This window comes from Sphingopyxis sp. sgz302558 (genome assembly GCF_057220455.1).
Map to the genome: position 1 here is coordinate 432,901 of NZ_JBXPUZ010000002.1, position 15,215 is coordinate 448,115.

A 15,215-nucleotide genomic window follows, 5' to 3' on the forward strand; every position below is an offset into this window, starting at 1 on the left:
CTCAAGCATGGAAAAAAGCAAAAACGAGCGCCGGAGTGTCTTGATCGTCGGCGGATATGGTGTTGTCGGCCTGCAAATCGCCGAGCTTCTGAGCGCGCGAAACCGTGAGCTTGACTTGATCATCGCGGGCCGATCGGAAGCTTCCGCTACCGAGGCGGCTAGGCGGTTTCCGGGCACCCGTGCGCTTCGCGTCGATGTCGATCAGGCCGACCCGTTGGCGGTTCTGACATCGATGCCGGATGTCGTCCTTGCCGTCGCAAATGACAGCCAGGACAGGCTACTCCATGCCACCGCGAAAAGGGGGATTGCATATCTCGATATCACTCGTTGGACGGAACGCATGCATGCTTCGATCATTCGGTTCGCACCTGCTCGCCTCACTGCTCCCGTGGTTCTAGCATCTGGGTGGATGGCAGGCGTGATTGCAACCGTCGCGGCTGCCGATGCCGAAACATTCGAACGCGTCGATTCAATCGACATCGACATCCTCTATGCTCTCAAAGACAAGGCCGGCCCGAATTCGCTGGAATATGCGGACCGGCTCGCCACCCCCTTCCCTGTGCAGATCGACGGCCAGACACAAATGAAGAAGGCTTTGAGCGATCCGCGCGAGGTGACATTTTCGGGGGGGCGATCGTTCCAGACCTATAGGTTCGACACTCCCGACCAGTACACGCTCGTTCAATCAACGGGTGCCTCTAGCGTTTCAACAAGGCTTTCATACGATGATGCATCGGCCCTCAATTCCATGCGGTTCATGCTCAATTCCGGTATCTGGAAGATACTGAGCCTTTCCATGTTTGACCGCATTCGCAAGTCTATGCTTTACAATCCCGGCGAAGGCGACGCCCACGAGGTAATCGTGGAAACGGTTGGAATCGACGCTCAGGGAAAGCGAATGCGAACGCGCTCGTCCATCATCGACGCGCTGGGTCAAACCCACATGACTGCGGCGGGGGCGGTAGCTCAGGTGGAGAGAGTTCTCGCATTGAAGGGCCGAACAATTGTGCCATCTGGCATCAGTTTTCCCGATCAAACGCCTGATCTTGCAGGAGCTCTCGATTCGTTGCGCGAGATGGGTGTCTCCATCACCCGAGCCAGTTGACCAGAACCGGTTCTGGTAACTGGCTCGATCGGCTCCGGATGCCCACGCCCTCTCGAATTCGCCGATCCTATGTCGCGCCGACCACAGCGTCACGATCAACCAGTTATCTACGTCCTTGATGGTAGATGCACCCTGCTTCTACGCAGCTACAATTTTGGAAGGCGCCATCGGACTGTTGAGGATTGTACGATGGCGGTTTCAGTTGAAGAGAATGGCAAGAAACGATCTAGCACGGCCTCAAGCTCTTGGACATCTTGGACAAGAATTTTTACAAGAAAACAGTCTTCACCTGTAACCCGATCCGCTTCGACAATTTGGGGAGTATCGACAAGCATCTGCATTACGCGTTTCACTTGTCCAGGCATAGCACTGATTCGTGCGTGGGCCGCGATCCGGAGACCAAAGACTGCTGGGTCAACTGCAATGGTATATCCTTGGATTGCACCAGCATCCTCCAGCTTGTGAATTCTCTCGGTAACGCTTGGGCTAGACAGGCCAATCCGGGCCGCGAGCTCCCGGATGGTTATGCGACCGTTTAGGGTCAACTCAGCGATTATCTCTCGATCAGTCGCATCGATTTGTCGAACTAAATAGCGGCTTCGATTCATCCTCAGTCTATAGCGGGGCGGCACTGACAACGCCTTGAAATTCCAAAGGCAAATCCCAACTTTCGCCTTAACTTTCGCCGATTTGAACAGCAATCAGTCAGGCAATGAAATCATGCCATAAAAATTGCAAAATACGTGGCAACAAAAATGTAGGCGAACTCCCCAATTTAGCGACGATAGCTAAGTCAGAACGACGGCCACGCCTTCAATAAGCTATGGCTGACCTTCCTCCTCACAGGCTATCCACACGTATCAGCATTGTTGATCGCGCTTGAAGCGAAATGTTCTGCAAGAAAAAGATACGAAAAACCGAAGATTTGATGGGATCGCTAGAGATGGAATATGGTGCCGCGGCCTTGTTGACATTAGCTTCGCAATGCGCACCAACTGTCGCACCCGAAACGGTCCTTGCGATCATTCAAACTGAAAGCAGCGGCAATCCATTCGCGCTCAACGTCAACGGCGGACGGCAGCCACCAAATCAAAGCAACGCTGTCGATGCCGCTACGACCGCGAGGCGTTTCGTCGCCGCCGGATATTCCGTGGATCTCGGACTTGGTCAAATCAACTCGCACAACATGCGCTGGCTTGGCTTGACCTGGGAGAACGCATTCGACCCCTGCACAAATGTTGCCGCGTTGGCCCGCGTCCTCACCACTAACTATAACGCGGTGAAAGCCGGGCGCGATCCGCAATCCGCGCTTCGGGTCGCGCTCTCGATGTATAACACGGGAAGCCAGACGCGCGGTTTTCGCAATGGCTATGTTGCCAAAGTTGTTGGCAATGCGGGCGTTGCGAACTCAGGCATATCATACGCCTCGACCATGCCTCCCGCACCGGCAAGCGGCGATCTGCGCGAGCAGCTGATCTCGGAAAACGCAGCGCCCCAGGCACCGGCAACCATATCCCGCCCCCCACCACCGCCCAGATGGAACGTCTTTGAACGCGCCGCCTACGACCGTGAAACCCAGATTCTCGCTGAAAACGAAAGGGGCAGCATATGAATTTTATCCTGAGAGTCGGGCGCGGCATCGGCACCTGGCGGGCAAATCTGGCCGCCAGATTCAGCGCCATGCCCAAGAGGCGGCAAAGCGCCGTGTTGTGGGGCGCGGCCTTGGCTGCGGCGACGATCATTTCGTTTGCAAACCCCGATCCTGCCTACGCGCAGAACCTGGAGAGCTTCGCCAGCAAGGTGCGCGGCCTGCTCTCTTCGACGCTGCTCCGCACGCTCGCGGTGATCGCCGTTATCGTCACAGGCTTGCTCTGGTTTACCGGCCGGGCTTCGACTGCGGTGCTGGTCACGGTGATTATCGGGATCGCCATCGTCTTTTCGGCTGACGCGATTGTCGGCGCGATTGCCGGATAGCGCCATGACCGACGACGCCGAACCTCCGACCAAAAACACGCTGTTCCTCGCGGTGACACGCCCGGCGCTGTGGGCTGGGATTCCGATCGAGGCGGCGGTGTTGTTGCTCATTTCCAGCGCCTCGGTGCTGATCTGGAGCAACAGTCCGGTCTATGCCGCGCTGGTCGTCGCCTTCGGCTATTCGATCTCGCGGTTGATCGTCCGCCACGACGTCAACGCCTTCCGCCTGCTGTTCCTGTGGGGTCGGACCAAGCTCGGCAACCGCAACCGCGCCTTCTGGGGCGGCAGCAGCTATTCGCCGCTGCCGCTGGCAGGGCTACGCCGCAAAGGCTTTGGCCGTCATGGCTAGGCTACCCGCCCTGAATATCCAACACGGCAATGCTGTGCCGCTGAAAGTGGCGCAGCGCGAGGCTGATCCAGCCAAATTCCTGCCCTACGCGCGGCACATCAATGAGGATATGGTGGCGCTCGATTCCGGCGACATCATGCTGACCTTCGAGTTGCAGGGCCGCGCATTTGAGACCGCCGATGTTCGTGATCTCAACGATTGGCACACCAAACTCAACGGGCTGTTTCGCAACCTTCACGACGAACGGCTGTCGATCTGGACGCATCTGATCCGCTTGCGCGTCGATCAATATCCCGGCGGCAAATTCAAGTCCGGCTTCGCCGCCGATCTCGACCGCGCCTATTTCGGGCGGATCAACTGCGAGCGGATGTTCATCAACCGCTTCTTCGTCACATTGGTAATCCGGCCAGGCGCCACGGGCGGAGACAAAATAGTCCAGTTGTTCAAACGCCGCGTGTCCAGGGATGCGCCGCAAGGGTCGATACTCGACGAGGCGCTTGTCGAACTACTCGACGACAAGGCCCGCGATTTCGAGAAACTGATGGCGCGTTGCGAACCGCGCCGCTGCGCGATCTACGAGCATCGCGGGCTGATGTTCTCTGAAACGATGGAAGTGGCCGACATGGTGATGACGGGTCGCCACCGCCGCGTTCCTGTCGTTCGCGGCCATCTCGGCGGCGCGCTCTATCGCTCGCGGACGATCTTTGGTGCCGAAACCATAGAAGTGCGCGACGCCGATGTCTCGGCGTTCGGCGGGATCTTCGGTATCCGCGAATATCCCGCTCAGACGACACCGCGCCAGTTCGAGGCTCTGCTGTCGGTCGATTTCGGGTTCGTGCTGACGCAGAGCTTCACATTCCTCGGGCGGGCTGCCGCGACCGAGAAATTCCGGCTGCGAATGACGCAAATGGAAAATGCCGGCGACAGGGCGGTCAGCCAGGCCGATGCGCTGATCGACGCGAGCGATGATCTGATGTCGAACCGCTTTGTGCTGGGCGACCACCATTTCACACTCGCGGTCTATGCCGACAGCATGAAGGGCCTGCGCGATCATATGTCGGTCGCACGGGCCGCCCTTGCCGATACCGGGATGGTGGCAGCACGCGAAGGTGCGGCACTCGAAGCGGCCTATTGGTCGCAGCTCGTCGGCAATTTTGCCTGGCGCGCACGGCCCGCGCCGATCACGTCGCTCAACTTCGCGGCGTTCGCGCCGTTCCATACGTTCCCGGCAGGCAGTGCCAGCGGCAACCATTGGGGCGACGCCATCGCCTTGCTGAAAACGAATGCGCGAAGCCCCTATTTCTTCAATTTCCATAAGGGCGATCTCGGCCATACGCTCATCATCGGGCCGTCGGGCGGTGGCAAGACCGTGCTCTTGAACTTCCTGATGGCGCAGACCGAGAAGACCGGCGCACGGCAGATATTCATCGACAAGGATCGAGGGAGCCAAATCTTCGTCGCTGCAAGCGGCGGCACCTATCTTGCGCTGCATAATGGCGAGCCGACCGGCTTTTCCCCGCTCAAAGCGCTCTCCAACAAGGCCGAAGACAAGACGTTTCTGTCACTATTCATCCGCCAGCTCGTCCGCGCGGACGGAAGGCCGATCTCGGTTCAGGAAGAACGGCTGATCGAAGACGGCATCAACGCAGTGATGAAACTCGACGTTGCCGATCGCTCGCTGAGCGCACTGCGTTCGATGCTCGGCATGAAAGATGCGAGCGGCGTCGGCGCGCGGTTGGAAAAGTGGACATCCGAGGGCTCGCTAGGCTGGGTGTTCGACAATCCGGCGGACAGCATGACACTCGATGCCCGGTTCATCGGCTTCGACATGACCGATTTTCTCGACAATGCCGACATTCGCACGCCGGTCATGCTCTATCTTTTCCACCGAATCGACCGGCTGCTGACCGGCGAACGGATGGTGATCTGCATCGACGAATTCTGGAAGGCACTCGGCGACGAGGCTTTCCGCCGCTTCGCCCAGGACGGCCTCAAGACCTATCGCAAGCGCAACGCCGTGCTGGTGTTTGCTACCCAATCACCGGCGGACGCGCTCAAGAGCGACATCAGCCATTCGATCCTCGAACAGGTCGCTACCAAAATCATGCTGCCAAACCCGTTCGGGGCGCGTCGCGATTATGTCGAAGGCTTCGCACTCTCCGAGGCCGAATACAGTTTGGTGCGCGAGGAACTTGCGCCGGAGAGCCACAAGTTTCTGGTTAAGCAAGGCCATGACAGCGTGGTGGTCGAACTCGATCTCGCCGGACTTGATGATGAACTGGCTGTGCTGTCGGGACGTGCGGAAACCACCGCCGTTGCCGACGAAGTGATTGTCGAGGCGGGCAGCGATCCCGCCGTCTGGCTCCCCCTCTTCCACAAACGGAGGCGTCCAAGTTGAACTGAAGGAAAGGACAAGTCGATGAAAAAACTGACCAAGACACTTTGTGCAACATTGCTGTTCGCAGCCCCGATGCCTGCGCTCGCGCAGGGCATCGCCGTCCATGACAGCGCCAATTTGATCCAGCAGATCAATGCGGTGCGGCAGGCGATTCAGGTGGTGGCGCAGGGCAAGCAGCAAATCGCGGAAGCGCAGAAGCTCTATCAAGATTTGAACAAGCTCACCGACATTCCGCAATTGGCGCAGCAACTCAAATCCGATGCCCTGCGCGAACTCGACATATCGGGTGGTTCGCTCGAAGGTTTCGGCAACGGCAATCTCGATGTTGTCGGCGCTGGCCGCGCCAAGGCCGATGCCGTCTATCGCGACCTGCTCAAGCAATTGGGCCTTTCCGGTTCGGAACAGTCCCGCGCGGCCTATGATCTCAACGCCCGTAACATCGGCATCAATGCCGGACTCGCCGAGAATATGGGCGCTGCCGTGACCTCGCGGGCAGAAGGTCTCGACCAGCTACGCAGGCGCTTGTCCAGTGCGGCGACCGCGAAGGAAGTAGCCGACCTGACCGCGCGGCTGCAACTCGAGTCCGCCGCAATGCAGAACGACCAGCTCCGATTGCAAGCCATCGCAATGCAGCAGCAGGCGCAGGAACGCCAGCGCGCCGCCGCCGGGCAAGCCGCCCTCGCCCAAAAGCTCGATGAAGCGAGCCGCTACTACAAGGGGCAATGAGTTGCGGTCGGCGATCGTCTGCACGGCATTGCTACTGGCGGGGTGTGGCGGGACCACACCCCAGGCCGACATACCTGCGCGGGACTGGCGATATTATGTCGCCAATCCCGGCGAGATCGAGCCGATGCAGAAGATATGTCGTGAATGGGCGCGATCAAACGCCTCGGCGGTCACGCAGCCCGCCGTGGTCACGACAAATTGCCGCGCAGCCGCATTCGCCAAATCGCAAATCGCCATCACGTCCAAGGATTGAGCCACGCGCATGGACTTCAGCGATCATGTTTTTACCACGATGTTCGAGGCGCTGAACAATGCGCTGGCTGGCATTGTCGGGAAATATGCAGCCGTGATCGGCATCGTTGCTCCGGCGCTGCGGATCGGGATCGTGATCTACATCTCGCTGCTCGGCTACGCGATCATGCGCGGCGCGGTGCAATATCCTTTCCGCGAATATGCCTATCGCGGCTGCCAGCTCGCCTTTCTCTATTTTGCCGTGACCTCGCTCTACGGAAGCCAGATTGGCATGTTTGCGCTGGGTGGCCTTCCAGGCCAGTTCGCCAGCGCGCTGGGCGGCTCGGATGTCGGCGGTCTGGGCGGATATTATGACAAGCTCGCAGGGACGGGCTTTGAGACCGCGAACACCATGCGGAAGATCGCCGCCGACTATCAGCAAACCCAGGGGACAATCCCCGACATAGGCTATGCAGTCTTTTCCGGCTTCCTCGTGGTGATGGTGATTATCGCCACGCTGCTTTGCGCTGCCATCGGCTTCGTGATCAGCGCCTTCGGACTGTTTGCGCTCGCCCTGTTGTCAGTCGTCGGGCCGCTGTTCGTCGCCGGACTGCTGTTCGAATCCACGCGCGGCTATTTCTTCGCCTGGCTCGGTGCCTGCATCAACTATCTGATGCTGATCGTGTTTGCGCTCGTGCTCACATTATTCCTGACGCAGACCGGCGAAGCCGTCATCGCGACGATTTCGGAGAATGACGAAATCGGCATGGCTGCGATCAAGGCGCTGGCCTTCTACGCGCTCGGCTTCTTTTTCTTCCTGCAAATCCCGATGCTGGCCGCCTCGCTCGGCGGCGGCGGGCCTGCACTCGCCAACCAGTTCGCATCGGCGATCGCAGCCGCAGGCGGCTTTGTCGCGGGGCGCGGCGCAACCGCCACACAAGCAACCAGCCGAGCCATCGAACGCGGCTTTGCGCGCGGGATCGCGCGGATGCGGACATCCGGCTCGGTCAGCCGCGGGACACAGTAAAAGGGGAGTAGGTCATGGGTAAGCGTATTCTAAGTATCGTGGTGGCGCTGGCGCTGATTGCGCCGATCGGCGCTGCCACTGCTGCACCGAAATCGCCAAAACTGGCCAAGTGCGATGGCAAGAACCGCCGCCCAGCCAATCCCTATGGGACGATCTTGCCAAGCGTCGATCCAGAGAACGGAACCTCCACGCCACCAGCCCAGCCGCAAAGTCGAGAACGGGAACGCCGAGGTGTCGAGGTATTTCCCGACAAGAATCCAGCCGCATCAAAGCCAGCAGCGCCGGAACTCAACTCCGACCCTCAAGTTCCGCCGATCAGTGGTTTGTCGCCCTCCATCTCGAACCAGAGTTGCTGAACGTCATGGCGGTCGGCGTCAAAGACAAGGACGATCTCAAAGCCTATTTTGCGGAAGCCGCGAGCTGGGATCACGACCGGCTGATCGCGGCCAACCGCTCGAAGCGGTTGGCATGGACGGTTGCGGGAGCGGCGAGCGGATTGGCGATCACCGGCGTTGCAGCGGTTGCCATGCTGACGCCGCTCAAGACTGTCGCGCCCTATGTCATCACCGTCGATAAGGCGACTGGCGCGAGCGAAATTACCTCGCCCCTCTCTGGTTCTTGGGGGTCGGACGACCGGCAAATCACCTACAACGAGGCCGTCGCCAAATATTTTCTCGCCGATTATGTCCGCAACCGCGAGGGCTGGATACCGCAGGCACGCCAGGAGTTTTTCGAGGGCGTGCTGGCAATGTCGTCGCGCGATGAGCAAGCGCGGTGGACGGCGTTCTACAGCAAGGACAATCCCAAGTCGCCACAATCGACCTTCACCGATCTCGATACGGTGTTCGTCGCGGTCAAGTCCGTCACTTTCGTTTCCGACGAGGTCGCACAGATACGCTTCACCAAGACGCTTCAGCGCGGGGCAACTGTCACCGACACGCCCGCCATTGCGACCGTGACTTACGACACCACCGATACGCCCACCACCGAACAGCAGCGGTTCAAGAACCCCCTCGGGCTGGAAGTGCAAACCTACCGCGCCGACCTGGAGGTGACGCAATGAAAAGAATGAGCTGCCTGACGGCAATCGCGTTGATGCTGGCCAGCGCACCTGCACGCCCCAGCGAAACCCCGCGCCCAACCGCGCAGGACAATCGCATCCGCGAAGTGATCTACAGCGACACGCAGGTTTTCCGCATTGTCGGCGTTTTCCGCTCCGCGACGCAAATCGTGTTTTCGCCCGGTGAGCGCGTCGAGCATGTCGCGCTGGGCGATACCGTATCGTGGGAGGTGGCCCCGGCCGAAAACTCGCTGTTCATCAAACCACGCGAGCTGGCAGGGGCTACCAACCTCATCGTCATCACCCGCTCCAGCACGGGCAATCGCACCTACACATTCGAGCTGTCGGCGCGGCGCGGGGGCATCGGCGCACGTTCGGCTGACACCTTCTTCAAGGTCGTGTTCCGCTATCCACGCGAGGAAGCCGCCGCCGCGCAGGCAGCGGCAACGCAGGCGGCATATTCCCAAGCCGTCGCGCTACAAGCAGGCGCGATCCGCTCGGCACTCGATCTCGCGGTCCTCGAAGGGAAGCGGAACCTGAGCTATTCGGTGCAGGGCTCTTCGGCGATCCAGCCCTCCGAAATCACCGACAACGGCCAGTTCACCGCGCTGCGCTTTCCCAACCAGCGCGAGCTTCCGGCTTTCTTCGCGGTCAATCCTGATGGGAGCGAAAGCATCGTTCCTTTCGATGTCCGCGACGAATTTGTCGTGATTCACGGCGTGTTTGCCCAACTTCGTCTCCGGCGCGGCAAGGAAGTGCTGTGCGTGTTCAACGAAGCCCCCGATTTTTACGGGCGCGACCCGAAGACAGGCACGGCGTCGAGCATCGTCGAGCGCACGGTCGGTCAAGATAGTGGGGAGAAAAGATAATGGCCGAAATCCCAAGGGGCGAACGCGCGACGGTCGATCAAACGCCCGATCCCCAGGAAATCGATCGCGCACCAGCCGTCGAGCGCGCCAGCAAAATGCCGTCGATGCCGGGAACGGCGATGGACCCGAAGAAAATGATCGGGTTTGCCGCCGCCGCAGGCGCCATCATGTTTACCGTGCTGGCGCTAGGAACAGGACTGACCGGGAACTCCAGCCTTCCCCCTGTCAAACCCAAACCGGCGCTCGAACCCGCGCAATATGATCCGGCAACCGTCATCGCACCGACGTTGGCGGGAGCGGCGACCGATCCCAACGCACCGATTGCCGTAGGCGAGCAAATCGTTCCCGCAATTGGTGCCGGGCCCGCACCGTCGCAGCTTCCGCCGCCCACTCAGCAAGTCCGCCAGCCATCGCAAGCCGAAGTGCTGCGCGAAGCTGCACGGCGGTCTTCGCTTATTGCCTATGGCGGGGAACGTGGCAGCGGCAGCGCGGGTATTCGGGCCAGCGGCTACGGTGAACCAGTTGCCGGACGCCAGCCCTCGTCGCCTGCCACCAATCTCGACACGCTGCGCCAGGGATCGGCAATCGGACAGGCGCAAGCTCGGTCACTTCCCGACCGCAATTTTCTGATTACGGCGGGCAGCTTCATCCCGTGCGTGCTGCAATCCGCGATGGACTCAAGCCAGCCCGGCTATGTGAGCTGCGTCGTCCCGCGTAACGTCTATTCTGACAATGGCCGCGTCGTGCTGATGGAGAAAGGCACGAAGATCCTCGGCGAATATCAGGGCGGTCTTGATCGCGGCCAATACCGGTTGTTTGTGCTGTGGACGCGGGCCGTCACTCCGCGCGGGATCGCGATAGATGTGGCGTCGCCAGCAACCGACGCGCTCGGTCGTGGCGGGATGGATGGCCGCGTCAACAATTTCTTCTGGCAGCGGTTCGGCACCGCCCTGTTGTTCAGCCTGGTCGAAGACGCGGCTACGGTCGGCGCGGAAGCCGTCGGCAACAACGGCTCCAATACCACCCGCATTCCTTCCGATGCAGCTTCGACGATTCTGCAACAGAATGGCCAGATCAAACCCGTGTTGCGTAAGAACCAAGGCGAGGATGTTGGCATCACCGTCGCCCAGGATTTCGACTTCTCTACCGTTTACGGCCTCGCGCTCAAATAATGTCCGCGCCGGGCAAAAACACCGCTGTCCTCGACAGCGTGACCGCCCCGTTGCGCAAATATCTCGATGACGAGCGCGTCACCGAACTGGTCATCAACCGCCCACAAGAAGTTGGAATCGAACGGCGCGGCGGCTGGACATGGGAAAGCGAACCCAGCCTCGATTTCAGGAATCTGATGGCGCTGGCGACCGCCGCAGCCGCCTACACCGCTCAGGACATCACCCGCGAAAACCCGATTGTCTCGACCATCTTCCCGACCGGCGAACGGGTGCAAATCATCGTGCCGCCCGTCGTCCCCGATGAAACCGTCTCTATCACCGTTCGCAAACCCTCCACCGTCACCATGACCCTGGCAGATTTCGAGGCGGCAGGTCTGTTCAAGGATACGCGCATTGCCGAAAAGCAGGTGTCGGCTCACGAACTGGACTTGCTCGCGCTGCTCAAGGCAGGCCGCCATGTCGAGTTTTTCGACCGCGCGGTGAAAGCCAGACTCAACATCCTGATCTCGGGTGCCACTGGCTCGGGCAAGACTACGTTATCGAAGGGGCTGATCCAGCTCATTCCGCCCGAAGAACGGTTGCTGACGATTGAGGACACGCGCGAACTGGTCGTTCCGCACAAGAATGTCGTCCACATGCTTTATGCCAAGGACGGCCAAGGAACCGCGAACGTCACCGCCAAGCACTTGCTGGAAAGTGCGCTCAGGATGCGGCCTGACCGCATCTTGCTCCAGGAACTGCGCGACGGGACGGCCTTCTTCTATCTGCGGAACGTCAATTCAGGGCATCCCGGCTCGATCACGACCATCCATGCGGACTCGGCGGAACTGGCGTTCGAGCAACTGACCTTGCTGGTCAAGGAAAGCGAAGGCGGCTCCGATCTGGCGCGCGGTGACATTCGCGCACTGCTCAAGATGCTGGTCGATGTCGTTGTCCAGACCAAGAAAACCGATGGCGAGTTTCGGGTGACGGAGATCTATTATGACCCGGAGAGCAGGCACCTCGCCTGACGGCGGGGCCGCACGATATTTGATTGCCATCCCGCTTGGGAGCCTGATCGCGCTCGCCGTCGCCAGCATGATCGGCTGGGTGCTGCTCGGACTTCCCGTGGAAGCCTATGACCCGCTCAAAATGCCGCAATTTGTCTGGTATTATCGCGGCGATCCGCGTGTCGTGCAGGCAATGGCGGGCGGGCTGGCGGGCGGCGTCACGCTGCTTGCCGGGCTGATCTATGCGCTGTGGGCGCGCGGCGCTCCGCTCCACGGGGCCGCACGGTTCGCCAGCGAACGCGAACTCAAGCGGCACGGCTTCCGCGCGACAGCAGGCATCGTCGTCGGCCGCAAAGGTGGGCGCTTCCTGACGTTCGGCGGTAGAGAGCATGTCCTTGTCGAAGCGCCAACCCGCTCGGGCAAAGGCACCGGCATCGTCATTCCCAATCTGCTGACATGGCAAGGCTCAGTCGTGGTTCTCGATGTGAAGCGCGAGAACTTCGACGCGAGCGCGGGGTTCCGCAGCGCTTACGGACAGGACGTTTTCCTGTTCAACCCGACCGACCGGCAGGGACGAACCGCGCGCTACAACCCGCTCGCCTATGTCGACCGCGGCGATCCCGACGATGTGATCATCGAGCTGCAAAAAATCGCCACCATGCTGTTCGTCGCGCCCGATCGTGGCGAAGCCTTCTGGGCAAACGGCGCGCGCACGGGTTTTGCGGGAGTCGGTGCTTGGCTTGCGGAAACCAGCGACGAACCGCTGACGATGGGGTCGATCTACCGCTACCTGACCGAAGGCGACGCGCGCAGCTTCTTCAAAAAAGAACTCGCCAATCCCATCCTCAGCCTGTCCACAGGATGCCGAACGGCACTTAATGATTTCGCCGGCGGTTCGGACAACAGCTTTGCCGACATCAAGAAGACCATCACCAACGTCCTCGGCCTGTGGCTCAATCCGCTGGTCGATGCGGCAACCTCGGCCAGCGATTTTGATCTCCGCGATCTGCGCAAACGGCACATCTCGATATACCTCGGCGTATCGCCCGATGAACTCGACCGCATCGCGCCGCTCTACAATCTGCTGTTCCAGCAACTGATCGACCTGAATGTGCGGGAATTGCCCGATGACAGGGCGCCGATTCCGGTGCTGGTCATCCTCGATGAGTTTGCCCGGCTCGGTCGCGCCTCGGTCATCGCCAGCGCCTTTTCCTATGTCGCGGGCTACGGCATCCGCTTGCTCCCGGTGATCCAGTCACGCTCGCAACTGCGCGGCGTTTACGGCGAGCATGTCGCCGACGAGATCGTCGCCAACTGCGGTGTCGAAGTGGCGTTCACGCCCAAGGAACTGCGGGTTGCGAACGAGTTGTCGGATCGCATCGGATATGTCGGACAAGAGAGTGTCACCCGATCGCTCACGATCAATGGCTGGCTCGCCAATCGCTCCAAATCCATCTCCGAACAGCGCCGCGCGCTGATGCTGCCCCAAGAACTGATGCAATTTCCAGTGGACAAGCTGATCCTGCTGCGCGGCGGCATCTCGCCGATCATCGGCACCAAGATTTTTTATTACAAGAGCCGCTTCTTCAAGAAACGTGCATTTGCGCCGCCCATTGTTCCGCCGCTCGAAAAGCAAATCCGCGTGACACCGGCACCTCCATCGTTCCGTGACATGACCGAGGAAGAGGCAGAGGGGAATCCAGCCCATCCGCTGACGCCGGACGACATCCGCACCGACGATTATCCGAGCTTCTTTGCCGATCTGCTGACTCTGGATCGCGACGGCCAGGCAAGCATCATCATAGAGGAAGGCGATGAACATGGGTGATGATCTTGAAGGAAGCGCGCCTTCGGGGCGCAGTCGGACTGCCAAACCCAAGCCGGTGACGGCGAAAGCTGCCCCGGAAAAGCCCAGGCGCAAATCCGAACCGCCCACCATCACCGACGATCTCACGGGCAAATTCCTGCGCGTCGGCAACAAGCTCTACCGCACCTCCGACGACAAAACCCCGATCGTGCGGATCGCGGGCGACCGGCTCAAGACCAGCAATCTCGACGCTCTTCCCGAAATCATACGGATCGCAAAGGCGAATGGCTGGACATCGATCAAAGTGGGTGGTGGCGACAAGTTCAAGAAGGCGGCCTATCTCGCTGCTGCCGCACAAGGGCTGGCTGTCGAGAATTACAGCCCGTCAAAGGTAGTCCAGGCCGAAGCTGACCGTCTGCGGACAAGGCTCGCCGAACGCGATATGCGCCGCGAAGGAAAGAAGGCAGGCTCAAAGACGCCGCAGACCGAAGACGAACTGACCAGGCTCAAAGCCCTCTCGGATAGGTTTCTGAGCCAATCACACTCCGAGAACGCGCGTGACCCAGACCTGCGCCGCGCGCAGAGTCTGGTTGCCCAGACCATTTCGATTGCCCGCGCGAAATACCTCGACGATCCGGTCACGGCATCAAAGGAAGTAGAGGCCAGACGTCAGGAGATTGCGATCCGGATCGCGAAGGGTGACAAGATTGCCGTCATTCAGGTCCGAAACCAGCAAGCTCAGCGGGTGCGCGACTTCACGCAGGAACAGGCGTTGCGGCGCGACGGACGGTCTCGGTGATGCGTAAGATGGCGGCATCGTGTTCTTATGACTGCAAAGTTAGGGGGAGCGGACTGTCGGGTATTAAGTGGATATCGCAGTTTTCCGCCGTTGCGATCTACGCCGTTGGCACCTTAAACTCAGCTCGAGCTCGGGCGACCTTATCTCGAAGAACGCAGTCTTCGGCATGGTCATTCACCAGCCCCATCGCCTGCATGAATGCATAAACCGTCGTAGGGCCGACGAAAGCCCAGCCTCGCTTCTTCAGTTCTTTCGAGAGCGATACCGACGCTGCCGAGGTTGACGCGGATTGCGGTACGGCCAGGTCTTCAGGCCGAGTCTCAAAACGCCAAACGAAGGCCGCAAGCGAGCCTTCTGCAATGACCAGTTCCTGAGCGCGGCGGGCATTGTTGATCACAGCTTCTATCTTGCCGCGATGGCGCACAATACCCTCATCTTGCAGCAGCCGCGCAATATCTGAATCGGTGAATGCTGCAACGCGGTCGAAATCAAAACCGAGAAATGCCGCGCGAAAATTCTCGCGCTTGGTAAGGATGGTGCGCCAGCTCAGGCCTGATTGGAAGCTTTCGAGGCAGAGTTTCTCGAACAGACGCTGGTCATCTGCCACGGGAAAGCCCCATTCGCGGTCATGATAGTCAAGAAACTCCGGTGCCGCTGAGCACCAGTTGCAGCGTGGCTGTCCATCCGGGCCTGTGAAGGTCGCTGCCAT

Annotated in this window: 17 protein-coding genes; 15 read left to right on the forward strand and 2 right to left on the reverse strand. The window is 60.0% G+C overall.

The features are described from left to right. Positions 1–7: 7 nt before the first annotated feature. A complete protein-coding gene (locus AC2TC0_RS07485) occupies positions 8–1,105 on the forward strand; it encodes a saccharopine dehydrogenase family protein (RefSeq protein WP_484716885.1) in 1,098 nt (365 codons plus the stop codon). 146 nt (positions 1,106–1,251) lie between these two features. Here AC2TC0_RS07485 and AC2TC0_RS07490 read toward each other — a convergent pair whose 3' ends face one another. Further along, positions 1,252–1,806, reverse strand: coding sequence for an Lrp/AsnC family transcriptional regulator (locus tag AC2TC0_RS07490; RefSeq protein WP_484716886.1), 555 nt, complete (start codon positions 1,804–1,806; stop codon positions 1,252–1,254). A 188-nt stretch (positions 1,807–1,994) separates the two neighbouring features. Between AC2TC0_RS07490 and AC2TC0_RS07495 the strand changes: the two genes are divergently transcribed. The 14 genes from AC2TC0_RS07495 to AC2TC0_RS07560 are packed head-to-tail and all read left to right on the forward strand — an operon-like array spanning position 1,995 to position 14,506. Then, complete coding sequence (locus AC2TC0_RS07495; RefSeq protein ID WP_484716887.1) at positions 1,995–2,717, forward strand: lytic transglycosylase domain-containing protein; 723 nt, start codon at positions 1,995–1,997, stop codon at positions 2,715–2,717. After that, positions 2,714–3,079, forward strand: a complete 366-nt coding sequence (locus AC2TC0_RS07500) for a TrbC/VirB2 family protein (RefSeq protein ID WP_484716888.1) — start codon at positions 2,714–2,716, stop codon at positions 3,077–3,079. Before AC2TC0_RS07495 ends, AC2TC0_RS07500 begins: the two co-directional genes overlap by 4 nt. Positions 3,080–3,083: 4 nt before the next feature. Continuing rightward, a complete protein-coding gene (locus AC2TC0_RS07505; RefSeq protein WP_484716889.1) occupies positions 3,084–3,428 on the forward strand; it encodes a VirB3 family type IV secretion system protein in 345 nt (114 codons plus the stop codon). Further along, positions 3,421–5,826, forward strand: coding sequence for a VirB4 family type IV secretion/conjugal transfer ATPase (locus tag AC2TC0_RS07510; protein WP_484716890.1), 2,406 nt, complete (start codon positions 3,421–3,423; stop codon positions 5,824–5,826). The genes AC2TC0_RS07505 and AC2TC0_RS07510 overlap by 8 nt, the downstream gene beginning before the upstream one ends. A 21-nt stretch (positions 5,827–5,847) precedes the next feature. Continuing rightward, complete coding sequence (locus AC2TC0_RS07515; protein ID WP_484716891.1) at positions 5,848–6,552, forward strand: type IV secretion system protein; 705 nt, start codon at positions 5,848–5,850, stop codon at positions 6,550–6,552. Between the two features lies 1 nt (position 6,553). Beyond that, the gene (locus AC2TC0_RS07520) at positions 6,554–6,805 is read left to right on the forward strand and encodes an EexN family lipoprotein (protein ID WP_484716892.1); all 252 of its coding nucleotides are present in this window, start codon (positions 6,554–6,556) and stop codon (positions 6,803–6,805) included. A gap of 9 nt (positions 6,806–6,814) precedes the next feature. After that, entirely contained in the window at positions 6,815–7,810 is a 996-nt protein-coding gene (locus AC2TC0_RS07525) for a TrbL/VirB6 family protein (RefSeq protein ID WP_484716893.1), read from the forward strand. Between the two features lie 14 nt (positions 7,811–7,824). After that, positions 7,825–8,166 (forward strand): hypothetical protein, encoded by a 342-nt coding sequence (locus AC2TC0_RS07530; protein ID WP_484716894.1) that lies wholly within the window; start codon positions 7,825–7,827, stop codon positions 8,164–8,166. A 5-nt stretch (positions 8,167–8,171) separates the two neighbouring features. After that, positions 8,172–8,873 (forward strand): VirB8 family type IV secretion system protein, encoded by a 702-nt coding sequence (locus tag AC2TC0_RS07535; protein ID WP_484716895.1) that lies wholly within the window; start codon positions 8,172–8,174, stop codon positions 8,871–8,873. Further along, entirely contained in the window at positions 8,870–9,739 is an 870-nt protein-coding gene (virB9, locus tag AC2TC0_RS07540) for a P-type conjugative transfer protein VirB9 (protein ID WP_484716896.1), read from the forward strand. Before AC2TC0_RS07535 ends, virB9 begins: the two co-directional genes overlap by 4 nt. Then, positions 9,739–10,911 carry a type IV secretion system protein VirB10 gene (gene virB10 / locus AC2TC0_RS07545; RefSeq protein WP_484716897.1) on the forward strand — a complete coding sequence of 391 codons (1,173 nt, stop codon included), beginning with the start codon at positions 9,739–9,741 and terminating at the stop codon, positions 10,909–10,911. The genes virB9 and virB10 overlap by 1 nt, the downstream gene beginning before the upstream one ends. Beyond that, positions 10,911–11,921, forward strand: a complete 1,011-nt coding sequence (gene virB11 / locus AC2TC0_RS07550) for a P-type DNA transfer ATPase VirB11 (RefSeq protein WP_484716898.1) — start codon at positions 10,911–10,913, stop codon at positions 11,919–11,921. Before virB10 ends, virB11 begins: the two co-directional genes overlap by 1 nt. Continuing rightward, positions 11,893–13,728, forward strand: a complete 1,836-nt coding sequence (locus AC2TC0_RS07555; RefSeq protein WP_484716899.1) for a type IV secretory system conjugative DNA transfer family protein — start codon at positions 11,893–11,895, stop codon at positions 13,726–13,728. Before virB11 ends, AC2TC0_RS07555 begins: the two co-directional genes overlap by 29 nt. Next, positions 13,721–14,506, forward strand: a complete 786-nt coding sequence (locus tag AC2TC0_RS07560; RefSeq protein ID WP_484716900.1) for an LPD7 domain-containing protein — start codon at positions 13,721–13,723, stop codon at positions 14,504–14,506. Before AC2TC0_RS07555 ends, AC2TC0_RS07560 begins: the two co-directional genes overlap by 8 nt. 97 nt (positions 14,507–14,603) lie before the next feature. Here AC2TC0_RS07560 and AC2TC0_RS07565 read toward each other — a convergent pair whose 3' ends face one another. Then, positions 14,604–15,215: a DNA-3-methyladenine glycosylase I gene (locus AC2TC0_RS07565; RefSeq protein ID WP_484716901.1), complete on the reverse strand. Its 612-nt coding sequence runs from the start codon at positions 15,213–15,215 to the stop codon at positions 14,604–14,606.

Excerpts from the sequence above, each read along its gene's own strand:
- AC2TC0_RS07485 (WP_484716885.1), top strand. The coding sequence starts at position 8 with ATGGAAAAAAGCAAAAACGAGCGCCGGAGTGTCTTGATCGTCGGCGGA.
- AC2TC0_RS07495 (WP_484716887.1), top strand. The coding sequence starts at position 1,995 with ATGTTCTGCAAGAAAAAGATACGAAAAACCGAAGATTTGATGGGATCG.
- AC2TC0_RS07500 (WP_484716888.1), top strand. The coding sequence starts at position 2,714 with ATGAATTTTATCCTGAGAGTCGGGCGCGGCATCGGCACCTGGCGGGCA.
- AC2TC0_RS07505 (WP_484716889.1), top strand. The coding sequence starts at position 3,084 with ATGACCGACGACGCCGAACCTCCGACCAAAAACACGCTGTTCCTCGCG.
- AC2TC0_RS07510 (WP_484716890.1), top strand. The coding sequence starts at position 3,421 with ATGGCTAGGCTACCCGCCCTGAATATCCAACACGGCAATGCTGTGCCG.
- AC2TC0_RS07515 (WP_484716891.1), top strand. The coding sequence starts at position 5,848 with ATGAAAAAACTGACCAAGACACTTTGTGCAACATTGCTGTTCGCAGCC.
- AC2TC0_RS07525 (WP_484716893.1), top strand. The coding sequence starts at position 6,815 with ATGGACTTCAGCGATCATGTTTTTACCACGATGTTCGAGGCGCTGAAC.
- AC2TC0_RS07530 (WP_484716894.1), top strand. The coding sequence starts at position 7,825 with ATGGGTAAGCGTATTCTAAGTATCGTGGTGGCGCTGGCGCTGATTGCG.
- AC2TC0_RS07535 (WP_484716895.1), top strand. The coding sequence starts at position 8,172 with ATGGCGGTCGGCGTCAAAGACAAGGACGATCTCAAAGCCTATTTTGCG.
- virB9 (WP_484716896.1), top strand. The coding sequence starts at position 8,870 with ATGAAAAGAATGAGCTGCCTGACGGCAATCGCGTTGATGCTGGCCAGC.
- virB10 (WP_484716897.1), top strand. The coding sequence starts at position 9,739 with ATGGCCGAAATCCCAAGGGGCGAACGCGCGACGGTCGATCAAACGCCC.
- virB11 (WP_484716898.1), top strand. The coding sequence starts at position 10,911 with ATGTCCGCGCCGGGCAAAAACACCGCTGTCCTCGACAGCGTGACCGCC.
- AC2TC0_RS07555 (WP_484716899.1), top strand. The coding sequence starts at position 11,893 with ATGACCCGGAGAGCAGGCACCTCGCCTGACGGCGGGGCCGCACGATAT.
- AC2TC0_RS07560 (WP_484716900.1), top strand. The coding sequence starts at position 13,721 with ATGGGTGATGATCTTGAAGGAAGCGCGCCTTCGGGGCGCAGTCGGACT.
- AC2TC0_RS07565 (WP_484716901.1), bottom strand. The coding sequence starts at position 15,215 with ATGGCAGCGACCTTCACAGGCCCGGATGGACAGCCACGCTGCAACTGG.